This is a genomic window from Sphingobacterium tabacisoli, assembly GCF_017908035.1.
GTDB classification, from domain to species: domain Bacteria; phylum Bacteroidota; class Bacteroidia; order Sphingobacteriales; family Sphingobacteriaceae; genus Sphingobacterium; species Sphingobacterium tabacisoli.
Genome location: NZ_JAEQMU010000006.1, coordinates 35,128 through 50,461, shown reverse-complemented (window position 1 = coordinate 50,461; position 15,334 = coordinate 35,128). Strand labels below are relative to the sequence as shown.

Here is a 15,334-nt window from a genome sequence, read left to right as displayed (position 1 = left end):
TTTAATACTTGTCTTACTGTCTACTAAGAACAAGGAAACAAAGATAATGGTTTTTTTGCGGAGCAGTTGAATAATTGGGAGGACGAATGTTTTTTACAAAAAATATTTACAAAGGGGGTAACAATTTGTAAGAAGGGTTTATATCATCATGTAAACAGGTTAAATATAAAACATTTAAAATCCTAACGACATGAAAAGAATAGCTACTTTTAAAATTTTAGCGATATTGCTTTCCGTATCTTTTATCGCTACTTCTTGTAAGAATGACGGAATAGATTCCGAAATAGCAGGTCCATCAGCAGCTGCTTTCAAAGAAATGAGAGCACAGTCTCTACAAGATCTTACGCAGACAAAAACTTTTAAGGCAGAAGATGGTGTGGTCTTTACTTCTTCCAAAGGGGCTAAAGTGACGATACATCCCAACTGTTTGCGGGATGCAGGCAATAATCTGGTTTCTGGAGATGTCTCGCTCTCCTTTGTAGAGATCTATGACAGAGGCAATATGGTGATGACTAATAAACCTGTGATGGGAAAGGATGCGTCTGGTAATTTATTGCCTTTGGTAACAGGTGGAGAATACAATATTCAGGTTAAGCAGGGGGATAAGGCCCTTAAGCCTGGCTGTACATTTACGGTGACCGTTCCGGCAGCTAATACAGGCGGTCTGGACATGAATATGAAGCTATGGAAAGGAAATATTAATGAAGCAGGGGATTTAGTCTGGGATGAGGTCAATCCGGGGGGACAGGGAAAAGAAGCTGGAATAGGTCCTAACACAGAGACCGCCCGTTATGATATATGGGGAAATAGCTTCGGATGGGCGAATGTGGATCGTTTTTATAATGACGCAAGACCAAAGACGCAAATCAAAGTGGTGGTGCCTGCAGGATATAACAAAGAGAACTCAGGCGTGTTTTTAGCCTATGAAGGCGAACCGAATGTATTGGCACTGTTGGATACTTATGATAGTAAAGACCATTTCTTTTCGGAACATTATGGTTTTGTGCCTGTGGGACTGAATCTGCATATCGTGTTTGTCTCTGAAAGTAATGGGGCTGTAGCTTATGTCATAAAAAAGGTTAAGATTGAGGATAAGGGTTTGATTACCATTAATAAGGAAGAGGTACAGAGAGATACAAAGAGCAATCTGGTCAATATGATAAATAATCTAAAATAAAACCTACCAATTCTATATATAACAGTAAGCATTTCTGTGCCGGTTTTCATGGTGTACCGAAATACAGAAGCGTTTTAAATTTAGTTTTTGTAAATTAGCCGTTCTTAGGAATGGCTAATTTATCTTTAATAACCCCGATAGAATACCTTAAAGGTGTAGGTCCGCAGAAAGCTGATGTAATCAAAAAGGAGCTGCTGATATTCACTATTGGTGACCTGTTGCAGTATTACCCATTCCGCTACATCGATCGTACAAAATTCCATAAAATACGACAGGTGCATGCAGATCTGATCGGTGCACAGATATTGGGGCGATTGATTTCGTTGAAAGAAGTCGGTGAGCGCCGCGGAAAACGCTTAGTGGCGCAGTTTCGTGACGAGACCGGCACGATGGAGTTGGTGTGGTTTCAGAGTATTCCCTGGCTTCGGAAAAGTCTAAAAATCGGTAGTCCGTATATTATATATGGTAAGCCTGTGGAGTTCAACGGAGCAATCTCGATGACCCATCCAGAGATGGAGCTGTATAGTTCTGCCGAGAAGAAAGTTGGCAATATGACGATGCAACCCGTGTACTCGTCGACAGAGAAGCTAAAGAAGTTTAATCTAGATACGAAAGGACTGCAAAAACTGCAGCAGACTGCGCTGGAATCGGTATATAACGGAATAGAAGAATTGTTGCCCGCCTATATTCTTCAAAAGCACAATCTTATTGGGCATAAGGAGGCATTGTTGGCCATACATTTTCCTCAGAATGTAAATGAATTGAATGCCGCTACGAGGAGGTTGAAGTTTGAAGAACTTTTCTTTATACAGTTACGGCTTTTACGTAATAAGCAACTGAATACCCAAAAATTCAAAGGGCATCGGTTTGATAAGGTGGGAGATCGGTTCAATACTTTTTTTAACGAGCGGTTGCCTTTCCCATTGACCAATGCCCAAAAGCGGGTTATCAAGGAAATCCGTCAGGATACCAATACAGGTGCGCAGATGAATCGACTGGTGCAGGGGGATGTTGGGTCTGGTAAAACGGTTGTAGCGTTAATGAGCATGCTGATCGCGTTGGATAACGGATGTCAGGCGTGTATGATGGCCCCTACCGAAATATTGGCGACACAGCACTATAATGGACTTAAAGAGTTAATCGGAGAGGATATCTGTTCGATTAAATTGCTGACGGGGTCTACACCGACCAAAGAGCGGCGTCTGATACATCAGGGGCTTGAAGATGGTACCCTAGATATCCTCATCGGGACCCATGCCTTGATTGAAGATAAGGTAAAGTTTAAAAATATAGGTTTTGTTGTGATCGATGAGCAGCATCGATTTGGTGTGGAACAACGGGCGAAGCTATGGCGAAAGAATGTGATTCCGCCGCATATGCTGGTGATGACAGCGACACCTATACCGCGCACTCTCGCAATGACCTTATATGGGGATTTGGATATTTCTATTATCGATGAATTGCCAGCTGGACGTAAGCCGATTAAAACGGTTCACTTTTTTGAAAACCAGCGTTTGCGTGTATTTGGTTTTATACGGGAAGAGGTGGCAAAGGGTAGGCAGGTGTATATCGTATATCCACTGATCAAGGAGAGTGAAAAAATGGACCTGCTTTATCTAGAAGCAGGGCTGGAGGGATTGATGCGGGAATTCCCCTTACCGCAATATCATATCAGTATTGTGCACGGAAAGATGCCTGTGAAAGACAAAGACTTTGAAATGCAACGCTTCGTAAAAGGAGAAACTCAGATCATGGTAGCCACAACTGTGATCGAGGTGGGGGTCAATGTGCCTAATGCGTCGGTCATGATCATTGAGAATTCCGAACGCTTTGGTCTATCCCAGCTTCACCAGTTGCGCGGGCGTGTAGGGCGGGGGGCTGAGCAATCGTTTTGTATCTTGATGTCAGGTGACAAATTGAGTAAAGAAGGGCGTAAACGGTTGGAAACGATGGTGCGTACCAATGACGGTTTTGAAATCGCAGAGGTGGATCTCGAACTCCGCGGTCCAGGGGATCTGTCGGGAACCCAGCAGTCGGGAGTGCTGGAAATGAAGATAGCCGATCTGGCGAAGGATCAGGCTATACTAAGTGAAGCCCGTAATCGGGTGATTGAAATCTTTAAAGAAGATCCACAATTACTGGCATCTCAGCACCAGCAATTGTCTATCTATCTTAATCAAAGGGCTCCAGGAATCTCCTGGGATAAAATTTCGTAACTATTTAATATTGTATGCTGGCTTTACCGTCTTTGCAGATGATCCCTTTTGGATGATTGGGATTCTCTGTAGGACAGTTCATCCCGCTTTTTTGAACTTTAGCGTAATTTAAATGATTGAGACGCTCGGCCTTTTGCCCAAAGATTCTGTAATCTGGAGTATCGGTAACAGCAATTGATACGAATTCGCAATCTTTCCTTATGGTGAGAATATTCCATTTGCTGACATCGGTACAGGGTACATCTTTGAAAAAATCACGAACCTGAGGGAATAGTTCATCCATGAGTTGGTTTATCTCGGTTAGCTCAAGATCCAGAGAAGAGGCGACAATCATTTTCCCATCTTTACAACGGAGACCGAAGTGAGGAGGTAGAGACACAGGGGAGGTGTTGTAGACGAGAGGATCGTTTTTCCCTGGTTTATAGACCTTGCTGGCCTGTTCGGATAGATCCCGATATTCTTTTATCAGGGTATTATATTCTTTTTCAAAGCTTGGGTGTACGGGAACGTATCTATAGGAAAGTGTGTCTATGCGCCATTCTTCTATCGGTTTGCAAGGCTGGTTTTCGGCCAACTTGATAGCTTCCTGCAATTTGAGATCAGCAAGGCGGATTAGTTCTTCGTATTTGTTGTCATCCTTGTCGCAGGCCGCAAATAAGGTGATAATACCTAATAGGTAGCAGAATAAGAGGTTAGTTCTTGCCATTATTTTTGAATTAAAATTTATAATGTACTTAATACGGTAGATGAATAAGAATCGCTACAGTTGTAAGTAAGAATGGAGATTTTTTTTAGTTTAGAAGCGATAGCTCTAGGAGGAAGGGTAGCAGCCGTGGAGTGAATATGTGGAGTCGCTGTTTGGTTTTGACAAGGGTATTCCTGATATCAGGGATACCCTTGTGTAACTTTTATTTGATTACCCTTTCCAGGCAATAACCGATATTTCGACATTCACATTGCGGGGCAATGTTTTTACTGCTACACATTCACGTGCAGGCTGGTTCTCGTTGAAGTACTGTGCATACACTTCATTGACCGTAGCAAAGTCATCCATGCTTGATAAGAAGATGGTGGCTTTACAAACATCTTTGAAATCGTATCCTGCATGATTTAAGATGGTACCCACATTTTTTAATACCTGATGTGCTTCATCTGCTATACCTGTATTGACCAGCTCCATTGTCTCTGGATTGAAAGGTACCTGACCCGATACATATAATGTTTTGTCTGCTTTGATTGCTTGGTTGTAAGGCCCAATTGCAGCTGGAGCCTTGTCTGTGTTGAAGATTTCTTTTTGTGACATTGTTATTTAGCTATAAATATTTTATAAAGGATTCCTAGGACAAAAACCGTAATCGCAATGACATTGATAATACGCATGGCTTTTATGCTGCTGTTTGCGCTTTGTTTTGGATTGTCCATAGTCTGAGGTTTTGTGTGAAACGAAGTTACAAACTTTCTGTATTACTTTTAAGCAGATGGTAAATTGATAAGGTCAAAGTTTAAAGTAGGTTTAAAATCAACATCTTCTTGTCGCTCGAGCCGCGACCGGCTTATACTTTTGTCTTGCCAAAAGTATACAAAAGCGTGTCGCTGTACCGTATCGGCACAAAGGATTTCCATACCTGCTGTCGCCGATACGCTAAGGCGACATTGTTACTGAATGAAAGGAAATGCCAATAACCTGTTTTCTAATCCTGTTTGCTTTCACAGCCAAATAAGCTAAGGCTGATTTGTAGTCTGTGAATAGAATAGAGGAACAAGCGATCAATAATCAGCAGGTGAAAAAGACGACCTTGTAAGATATGGATACTAAGGCCGTAAAGCTATCACACAGATTATCGTACATATTGCAGTAACCAAGGATTTCCAGTCTGTGGGTGGGCAGTGTTGTGGCGACCTAGGAAACCGCGCGTATAGCTTTATGTGCCGTGATGAACATAGGTTACACAGTCTTGACTCTTTGCTTCTTTCTCGTTCAAGGAGAAAGAAGAGCCCGGTCGCGGCTCGAGCGAGAAATAGAATATTTTAAATCTTCTTTTTTTTCTGAAAGTGTCTGTATTATTGATTCGATTCTATATTCCGAGGGATCAATGAGCTCTCTTCGTTCGGTTTAATGGACATCAAGAACTTTCATGTCTGTTGATGAACAGAAGGAATCATGAAAGTTTTTTATATTGCAGTATGGAAAGAAAGCTAGCTTTACACAACGGAACAATCTATTCTGGTTATGATATTATACAGAATCAAGCATTACTGATTTCAGGAGATAAAATAGTAGGTATTGTACCTGTAGGGGATGTCTCTGATGAATTTGAAAAAGTAGATGTGGAAGGTTGTAATATTTGCCCCGGACTGATCGATTTACAGATTTATGGTGCCGGAGGAAATCTCTTTTCCGAAATCCTAAGTGTCGATGCACTGGAGAAAATACAAAAGGAATTATTGAAACAGGGGTGTACCTCTTTTTACCTAACGTTGGCAACGAATACCATTCAAATATTCGATGAGGCTATTCGTGTTTTTAAAGATGCTTCGCCTCGTGTAGCACTAGGGCTACATCTGGAAGGGCCGTTCCTGAATCCGAAGAAAAGAGGTGCTCACCCCGCAGAGTTGATTTTTAAAGCCAGCTTGCCTACACTACGGCATCTCTTTGAAGGTAACGAAGATGTGATAGGGATTGTAACTGTTGCTCCCGAACTGCTAGAGGACGAATGTTTGGATTATTTGCTGTCAAAAGGCGTTTTAATCAGTGCTGGACATACTGATGCGACATTTCAAGAAGCTTCGAAAGCATTTGACAAGGGAATTAAAGCTGCTACGCATCTTTGGAATGCGATGTCGCCATTGCACCATCGACAGGCAGGTGTACCGGGTGCCATATTCAACCACAAGGAGGTATGTGCTTCAATAGTCGCAGACGGTATTCATGTGGATTATGAAGTGATAAAGATCAGTAAAGCACAATTGAGAGAGCGATTGTTTCTAATTACAGATGCGGTTACGGAATGCGAAAATGGAATCTATCAACATGTTTTTAACAAGGATCATTATGTGTTGCCCGACGGAACGCTGAGCGGATCTGCTTTGACCATGTTAGGGGCTATCCGAAACTGTGTGGAAAAAGTAGGTATTCAATTAGATGAAGCTATTCGTATGGCAACCACTTATCCGGCTCGACTGATAGAGAGAAAAGATATTGGACATTTGGCTGAAGGGGCAAAAGCGAATGTATTGGTTTTTGATCAATACTTTAATGTGAAAAAGGTTTACTTTGAGGGAGAGAAAGTGTAGTTTTGCGTACTATGACTTTAAATACGATTAAAAGCGCAGTCATTGCTGCCATGTTAATTTCTGTTTTTATGTTTTCTTGTGCTTCTCGCAAGGATAAGAAAACACAGGGTAGAAAGAAAGCAGAGACAGAGGTCTCTAATTCTCAGGCGACTGCAGCAGTGCAGAAGGATACTCCAAAAAAGGATGTCAAACCTCCATTAGTAGCTCAGTCGGCCGAGATGGCGCCACCAGTAAAAGCAAAGGAAGAAGAGTCTTTGGTGGTTGATTTACCGTCCGTGCCTCGCGAATTTCGTGCTGCTTGGGTAGCAACAGTAGCCAATATCAACTGGCCTTCTAAACGTAATCTGACTACAGAACAACAAAAGCAAGAAGCGATCGCTTTATTGGATATGTTGAAGGATAATAATTTCAATGCGGTTATTTTTCAGGCTCGTCCGTCCGCAGATGCGATGTACAATAGTCAATTTGAACCTTGGTCGTACTTCTTGACCGGAGAGATTGGTAAGCGCCCAGAACCTTACTATGATCCGCTAGATTTTTGGGTACAGGAAGCACATAAGCGTGGGCTTGAACTGCACGTATGGTTGAATCCTTACCGCGCGCACCACTCTAACGGAGGTACGGTGACGGCAGAATCTATGGTGAAACGTACACCAGAGAATGTTGTTCGATTACGGAATGGTATGTATTGGTTTGATCCTGCTGATCAACGGACGCAAGACCATGCATCGAAGGTTGTTAATGACATCGTAAAACGCTATGATATTGACGGGATACATTTTGACGACTATTTCTACCCCTATGCAGAGTACAATGGTGGAGCAGATTTTCCAGATGATAAAACATGGAATGTTTATAGAGCAGATGGCGGTACGCTGTCCAGAGGAGATTGGCGTAGAGATAATGTAAACCGTTTTATCAAACGTGTCTACGAGGAAATAAAAGCGGAGAAGAATTTTGTTAAGTTCGGATTGAGCCCATTTGGTATTTGGAAGCCAGGATATCCTTCGGGAGTAACAGGTTCTTCACAATATGATGAATTGTATGCGGATGCGAAATTGTGGCTTAACGAGGGGTGGATTGATTATTTTACGCCACAGCTCTACTGGCCTATTGAGCCACAGAGACAGAGTTTTACGGCGCTGTTGAAATGGTGGCAATCTGAAAATAGATATAATCGACATTTGTGGCCAGGCCTGAATACGGTGGAGGTACGGTCATCAGATCGCACAAAAGAAATCGTAAATCAAGTTGCGGCATCCCGTGATATCGTTCCGAATAGTCCTGGAGCGGTACACTGGAGTATTGCTGGTCTGACGAAGAATCCTGCGATGTTGCCTGCATTAAAAAACGGTCCGTATAAAGAGAAAGCATTGATTCCAAAGAGTCCATGGCTTAAGGCTAATCTATTATTACGTCCAACGTTATTGTTGACGAATCAGAAGAATACGGTATTCGCGAAGTGGTTGCAAAAACAGCCGGATCAAGTGGCGCACTGGATTGTTTATACACGCTATGGCGAAGTCTGGACCACAGATATTCTTGATACTGGGGTTACTTCATTGGAATTGCCGAAGCAGAAAGATGGCAAAACGCTATATGATGTGGCTGTGCGTGCAGTAGATCGCTTAGGTAATGAGAGTGCTTATATCGCTAAAAGTGTGCAGCATAATTAAAAAATAGCTTTTAAATATAAAAGAACTATACATGGGAGTAACTTGGGTTATTAAAAAGAAGATGCTTTCATGGAGAATAATAACAATGGTAGGCTTGGTCGTCGGAAGTGTTTTATTGCTTTCCGGACAGACCAAGCCTACTGTCATAAAACGACCTATACAATGGGATGCGGATCGCGAGCGTCTTTCTTTAGAATATCTGTTGAAACGACATGGTATTAGTGCAGATACAGCGCTTATTGATCCACGCATAGTGGTGGTGCATTATACCGAGAATATGAGTGTAGCAGGGACAATTAAGACGTTCAATCCTGTCTTTCTTCCTGGAAGGAGGGATTTGCAGACTGCAAGTTCTTTAAATGTATCCGCGCAGTTTGTGATCGGACGTGATGGCCGCATCTATCAGCTACTGGAGGAAAATCAATTTGCCAGACATACTATAGGTCTTAATTATTGTGCTATCGGGATCGAGAATATCGGTACACCTAAAAATCCTTTAACTGAAAAACAATTAGAAGCTAATACAAAGCTGATCAGGTATCTCCGTAAAAAATATGCTATTGAGTATGTGATAGGGCATCATGAATATCAAGCTTTTAAAAAGACGCTTTGGTGGAAGGAAACGAACCCTACATATATCACTTCGAAGCGGGATCCAGGAGATAAATTTATGCATGCGTTGCGTAAAGAGTTAGGGCTTCCTGTGACGCTGAAAATTGCACCACTGCCATCGCAATAGTTTGATAAGGTCAAAGTTTAAAGAAGGTTTAAAATCAACATCTTCTTGTCGCTTGAGCCGCGACCGGGCTCTTCTTTCTCCTTGAACGAGAAAGAAGCAAAGAGTCAAGACTGTGTAACCTATGTTCATCACAGCACATAAAGCTATACATGCGGTTTCCTAGGTCGCCACAACACTGCCCCACCCCTAGACTGGAAATCCTTGGTTACTGCAATATGTACGATAATCTGTGTGATAGCTTTACGGCCTTAGTCTCCATATCTTACAAGGTCGTCTTTTTCACCTGTTGATTATTGATCGCCTGTTCCTTTTGCTATCCACAGGCTCTAAACCGGCCTAGGGTGTTGTAGCGTTAAGAAAACAGAAGAAGTCCGATTAGAATGGATTTAAGAAGTGAAACGGCTCAAATACATTCCGGATTTCGAACTGTTTTTAGCGTAACAATACCCAAGCCTTGATTTGTTTGCTTCTTTATTCATCAAGGAATAAAGAAGGTCCTGTCCTGATAAGGACAAATGGAATATTTTAAACCTTCATTATAGTATCCTCTCAATCAGACGCTATGTAGCATAAACATTTATAAAATCGTTATTAATAAAAAATTCATAATTTTGTTTCGTTTAAAGTAAGGACGCTTGGAAAAAGAAGAATTTAGTGAAAGTAAGTGGATTTCTCTATTGATAGAGGGAGATCGTGTCGCTTTTTCTAAGCTTTATAACCTTCACTCTCCATCTTTATTGCATAAGCTGAATCAGCTTCTTCCTGACGAAGATAGTGTGCTAGAGGTGCATCAGGTATCTTTTGTCCGTTTGTGGGATATGCGCGAGCGCATACAGGAAGGGCAGGGGGTCTGGCCTTTATTGCATACGATAGCCCGTAATTTAGTAGTCGATTATTTCCGAAAATCAGCATCGAATGAGGCTGTACGCAAAGCATTGTTGACGCAAGCAACATTATATTACGAAATGGAAGAGGGGAGCGATCATGTAGAGTCAATGACCGAAGCGCTGTCGGTAGCTATTGATCGGTTACCTTCCAAGCGTAAGGAGATTTTTCTGTATTGTAAGTTTCAGGGGAAGAGCTATGAAGAAGCCGCGGAGGCACATGGTGTATCTGTAGGAACGGTTAAGGATCACATGGCCAAAGCAATGCGTTTTTTAAAGAGTGAATTAGGCGAAAAGCTATTTGCCTTATTGGTAGTCCTATTGGGTTTTTGGGTTAATAATAGGTAGGTTTCTACTTTTCTGAAGTATCCCTCTTTGAGGGGGATTCCACATCATTTATATTTTTTTAAAAAAAAATAATTTTTAGAGCATAGACTTTGTCGTATTGCTGCGTATATAGATAAATGCGCATCATAGTGCGGCACAGGAAAACTGAAGTTATGTATAATAAAAAGCAAGTTTTTGAACAATACTTGGTAGGTAAATGTACGCCCGAGCAAGCAGCTTGGTTGGTCGATACATTTTCTGAAGAAGAGTTTCGTGCCGAATTGGAGCAGTATGTCGATGAGGTATTTGAGGAGAAGTTGGAGAAGGAAGACCGAATCGAAGGGTTGGCTGAACTATCGAAAGAACAGTATCCCAACGTAGAAGCATTGATATTTGGAGAGCAAACGTCTGTAAAAGAGCGTTTCCTAAAGCCATTTTTGCGCTGGGGAGCAGTCGCGGCAGCGGTAATTGTTGCTTTTGTTGGTTATCAAAGAAATAATGAAACAGCAACACCTGTTAAAAATAAAGATGTGGTCGTTGCGGGAGTGGAAAAACAGCCTTCTGGGACGGATGGTGTAACACTAACATTGCCTAATGGTGAGGTGGTAGCATTGTCGGATGGTTCGGAGACAGACTACACTAGTACTGAGAAGCAGAATGGTGATTCATTCTTTGAGATAAAAAAATTAAGCGAAGCTACAGAGCCGATGATTCAGGTGGTGAGCGTACCTGCAGGAAGGACAGGTGCCTTATTGCTAACAGACGGTACTAAAGTGTGGTTGAATGCGGGTTCGAAGTTAACCTATGACGTAAACTTTATCGGAGGTGTCCGTAAAGTAGAATTAGAAGGAGAGGCTTATTTTGAAGTTGCCAAGAATAAGGATAAGCCTTTTTTGGTGTTTTCTAATGATCAGAAAGTTCGAGTTTTAGGTACCCATTTCAATGTGAAGGCTTATGGAGAAAACCGTACAACAACGACATTGATGGAAGGAAGTGTAGAGGTCGCTACAGATCATAGGGCTTATACCTTAAAACCCGGTCAAAGTAGCGTGGTCACTTGGGGCGGCGCTGATATTAAGGTCGGGCCTGCTCAGATGGATAAGGTAAATGCATGGCGTAATAGTGAGTTTGCCTTCTTTGACGCCAGCCTCGACCAGATTGGAAATGAACTGTCGAGATGGTATGGTGTAGAGGTACAGGTTGTAACCCGAGGAAAGGGATATGGATTTACAGGGGCGATTTCTAAAAAACGAAGCTTAGAAGAAGTATTGGAGATATTAAATAGAACCGGGCAGATCCGATATCACATCGTTCCTGTCGGTATTAAAGAAAGGAGGGTCGTCTTGATGGTGTAAATTTACGAAAAGCCGAATTCAATCTAACTAACCACTGCTTTGATGGGAACAAGCAGTCGAATACCGTAAATATTGAACTAATAAATTATTACTGAATGAATTTATCTAATGCCAGAGCATTACTGAAAGGTATGGCTTTGGGAAAACGTACAACTATCCTACTAGTTGCGCTTACCTTTGCGCAAATGGGCATGGCCGCTTTCGCACAGCGCGTCAGCATTACGAGAAAGGGCATGACGCTTTCTCAAGTTTTTAGTGAAATCAAGAGACAGTGCAACTGTGATTTCTTTTACAATGAATCATTGGTCAAATCCAATAGATCGGTCGATATCGATATGCGGAATGCTACGGTACAAGAGGTCTTAGATTATTGTTTTAGGGATCAACCGTTGCAATATAGTATAGATAATAAAACGATTGTGATCTCTGCAAAACCACAATCGATTGCACAGCAAAAAGTGCAGGTCCGGGGACGGGTGATGGACTACAAGGGGAAACCTCTTGCTGGAATCACAGTAAGCGAAAAGGACAATGTGCGTAATACAGTAGGTACCGATGTGGATGGTACATATGTGATCAATGTCAGCAATGCTAATGCTACTTTGGTATTCAAAAGCATGGGCTTTGAGACTTTGCAGATCCCATTACAGGGAAAAACCTGGACCGAGGTACGCCTTACACCTGCAGAGAATCAATTAGATGATGTCGTGGTAACGGGATATCAGAGTTTGCAGAAAAAATCATTGACAGGATCGGTTGCTTCGGTCAATATGGAGCAGCTGGAGACGATATTCCAGCCGAATATCGATAAGTTGCTTCAGGGTCAGGTCCCGGGATTGACGGTGATGAGTACCTCAGGTGCCCCTGGTGCGATGCCACAGATTCGTATTCGTGGTACAGCAGCATTGAGTGGTAACGTGCAGCCGCTATGGGTGGTAGACGGTATTATCCTGGATGACGCGGTAAATGTATCCGTAGATGATATCATGACCAACCGTAACCTGATCGCTTCGGGTATTGGTGGCGTTAACGTCGAGGATATCGAAAGTATAAACGTGTTGAAAGATGCCGCCGCTACGGCGATTTATGGTACAAAAGCCGCCAACGGGGTAATCGTGATCACCTCCAAAAAAGGTAAAGCCGGAAAAACACGTATTAATTTCTCCAGTACTTTATCGATGGGAGAGCGTCCACGTATCGAGGATGCCTATATGATGAACTCCAAGGAGCGTATTGGTGTGAACTTGGAGATGTTGGACAGGAGTTTATTTAATGCCTCAAGCCCTCGCGTAGGAGAATATGGTACAGTGTCTGACTTCGAGCGTTATTTTATTGATGCCAGTGATAAGAAAATTACTTGGAATCAGTTTGAAGATAAAGTACGTATGTTGGAAGAAGTAAATACGGACTGGTTCCAACATTTGTTCAGAAATTCGTTGACGAATCGCCAGAACTTGAGTATTTCAGGAGGTGATGAGAAAACGACGTTTTACGCGTCTGGATCCTACTTGGATGACCAAGCGACAGCTAAAGGCGTGGGACAAAAGACCTATACAGGATCACTGAAAGCTTATACTTACTTGACCCCAAAAATGCGTTTGGGTGTGATGATGGATATCAATGCGCGGGATAATAAGAGTTTCTTTGCGATGGATTCCCGAGAGAACCCTTATGAGTGGGCTATTTATACAACCCGTGCACAACCAGCATTTGACGAAGATGGAAAATACAGCTATTTCTATCAAAATACCTTAAAGTATAACTTTATGGAGAATAGGGAGCAGGGCTGGAGAGATTCGAAAAACTTTGGGTTACGTTCGTCAGTGGATTTAGAGTGGAAATTCTATAAAGATTTAACATTTACCTCTCTATTTAGCTATTCAAAGCAACATACTACAGATATCGATATCTCTTTGGAAGATAGCTTTTTCGTGCGTAGTAGAAAACAGACTAATACAGAGTTGATCGACGGTGTTTATACCGAAATTTGGAGAGACGGTGGTTACCGTAAAGGAAAAGGCTCTAAAAATGGTTCCATTACATTTAGAAATCAATTGATATATAATCCTTTCTTTAAAGAGAAACATTACTTGAACTTGATGGTTGGACAGGAAATCCGCAAATCTAAAACAGAAGGAGAGACTACAGAAGTGTATGGTTATGCCCATGATCGTGCCCATCAACAGATTCCGCAGTTTGATCTTATGAAAAAGATGGGGTTACCATATTGGACAGAGCAATTGGACGAGTCTGCTGCAGTTTCTTATTTTGGAGCTGCCAACTATACTTACGACAATCGCTATACAGTAAGCTTTAATATGCGTACGGATGGTTCTAATCGCTTTGGTTTGAAAACGAATCAAATGTTTCAGCCATTATGGGCAATAGGTGCAAACTATCAGATGAAAGAAGAAGAATTCCTTCGTGATGTAAATTGGGTGTCTTATTTAACACTTAAGGGATCTTATGGTAGTCAAGGAAATGTCGCGTCACAAGCTTATTCTGATTTAGTGGCTCGGGTTGGTCAAGTCAATGTGGATAATCCTGTGAACTTCTTGGTAATTAGTGCTCCTAAAAATCCTTATTTAAAGTGGGAACAAACCTATACGAGCAACGTTGCTTTAGAGGCAGGTTTCTTTAAGCGTCGTTTGATGGCCAATGTGGAATGGTACAATAAAAAGGGAACCGATTTGTTAGGCTCAAAGCAAGTCTCTCAAGTAACTGGTTTCAATGAGATCCAGGTAAACTGGGCGTCGATGCGCAACAGTGGTTGGGAATTCTCAATTAACTCGATTAATATAGATACCAAGGATTTTAGATGGTCTACAAATATTAATTATGGCTATAATAAAAACGAAGTATTGGATGTCAACTCTGCTCCTTCCTATGGTAGTTTGACCGATGCCAAGCGTTCGAAATATGCAGCATCTGCGGTAGTAGGCAAGCCAATTGACGGGCTTTGGTCGTACCGTTATGCTGGACTGAACCAAGATGGACGTGCTACTTTCTATACGAATAAAGAAGGTGAAAAGGTGTTGTACGGTATGAACAAATTGGACGGATTGAAATACGAAGGTCCGGTAACACCAACAACACAGCTTGGTTTTACCAATACTTTCTCGTATAAAGGCTTTACCCTTTCTGGATTATTAATTGGTAGTTATGGAAATGTGATGCGTTTACGTAATCTTTCAAACGGCTGGGCCTTGTCATTCCCAGAGCCAACACAGAATATGTCTAGAGAGTGGGTGGATAGATGGCGTAAACCCGGAGATGAGTTGATTACGGACATTCCAAAATTAGAAGATAGTGCTTTTGAACTAGGTGTTACAGGAGCCAATCCTTATAATGCTAAGATGTATGATAATTCGGATCTGAGAACAGTGAAGGGTAATTTTCTTCGCTTACAGAATCTTTCTATTTCCTACGATTATTTTACACCAAGATTGAGAGCAATGGGAATCCAGAATATTCGAATGATGTTGCAAGGGAACAATCTGTATGTATGGAAAAATAGTAAGTTGAAAGGTCAGGATCCTGAAGCACAGGGTAGTAATATGACTTATGGAGATACTCGGTATGTTGCAGTGTCTTTTGGAAATACCTATCTACCAGTTCCAAGATCATATTCAGCAACATTACAAGTTCAATTTTAAACTCGGTAAA

General features: G+C 41.8%; 10 protein-coding genes. 8 read left to right on the top strand and 2 right to left on the bottom strand.

The window, feature by feature from the left end:
* The first annotated feature begins 190 nt into the window (after positions 1 to 190).
* Both JKG64_RS18985 and recG read left to right on the top strand, forming a co-directional pair.
* Positions 191 to 1,177 (top strand): hypothetical protein, encoded by a 987-nt coding sequence (locus JKG64_RS18985; RefSeq protein WP_210355845.1) that lies wholly within the window; start codon positions 191 to 193, stop codon positions 1,175 to 1,177.
* 110 nt (positions 1,178 to 1,287) lie between these two features.
* Positions 1,288 to 3,393, top strand: a complete 2,106-nt coding sequence (gene recG, locus JKG64_RS18980) for an ATP-dependent DNA helicase RecG (RefSeq protein ID WP_210355844.1) — start codon at positions 1,288 to 1,290, stop codon at positions 3,391 to 3,393.
* Between the two features lie 4 nt (positions 3,394 to 3,397).
* Here recG and JKG64_RS18975 read toward each other — a convergent pair whose 3' ends face one another.
* Positions 3,398 to 4,099 (bottom strand): hypothetical protein, encoded by a 702-nt coding sequence (locus JKG64_RS18975; RefSeq protein WP_210355843.1) that lies wholly within the window; start codon positions 4,097 to 4,099, stop codon positions 3,398 to 3,400.
* A 210-nt stretch (positions 4,100 to 4,309) separates the two neighbouring features.
* Positions 4,310 to 4,696: a RidA family protein gene (locus tag JKG64_RS18970; protein WP_210355842.1), complete on the bottom strand. Its 387-nt coding sequence runs from the start codon at positions 4,694 to 4,696 to the stop codon at positions 4,310 to 4,312.
* Positions 4,697 to 5,577: 881 nt separating this feature from the next.
* Here JKG64_RS18970 and nagA point away from each other — a divergent pair.
* The 6 genes from nagA (at position 5,578) to JKG64_RS18940 (ending at position 15,324) form a co-directional block, all read left to right on the top strand.
* A complete protein-coding gene (gene nagA, locus JKG64_RS18965; protein WP_210355841.1) occupies positions 5,578 to 6,687 on the top strand; it encodes an N-acetylglucosamine-6-phosphate deacetylase in 1,110 nt (369 codons plus the stop codon).
* 11 nt (positions 6,688 to 6,698) lie between these two features.
* Positions 6,699 to 8,363 (top strand): glycoside hydrolase family 10 protein, encoded by a 1,665-nt coding sequence (locus tag JKG64_RS18960; protein ID WP_246512691.1) that lies wholly within the window; start codon positions 6,699 to 6,701, stop codon positions 8,361 to 8,363.
* A gap of 31 nt (positions 8,364 to 8,394) precedes the next feature.
* The gene (locus JKG64_RS18955; RefSeq protein ID WP_246512689.1) at positions 8,395 to 9,102 is read left to right on the top strand and encodes an N-acetylmuramoyl-L-alanine amidase; all 708 of its coding nucleotides are present in this window, start codon (positions 8,395 to 8,397) and stop codon (positions 9,100 to 9,102) included.
* Between the two features lie 635 nt (positions 9,103 to 9,737).
* Complete coding sequence (locus JKG64_RS18950; protein WP_210355840.1) at positions 9,738 to 10,334, top strand: RNA polymerase sigma factor; 597 nt, start codon at positions 9,738 to 9,740, stop codon at positions 10,332 to 10,334.
* A 152-nt stretch (positions 10,335 to 10,486) separates the two neighbouring features.
* A complete protein-coding gene (locus tag JKG64_RS18945) occupies positions 10,487 to 11,668 on the top strand; it encodes a FecR family protein (protein WP_210355839.1) in 1,182 nt (393 codons plus the stop codon).
* A 95-nt stretch (positions 11,669 to 11,763) separates the two neighbouring features.
* Positions 11,764 to 15,324 carry a SusC/RagA family TonB-linked outer membrane protein gene (locus JKG64_RS18940; RefSeq protein ID WP_210355838.1) on the top strand — a complete coding sequence of 1,187 codons (3,561 nt, stop codon included), beginning with the start codon at positions 11,764 to 11,766 and terminating at the stop codon, positions 15,322 to 15,324.
* Positions 15,325 to 15,334: the final 10 nt, after the last annotated feature.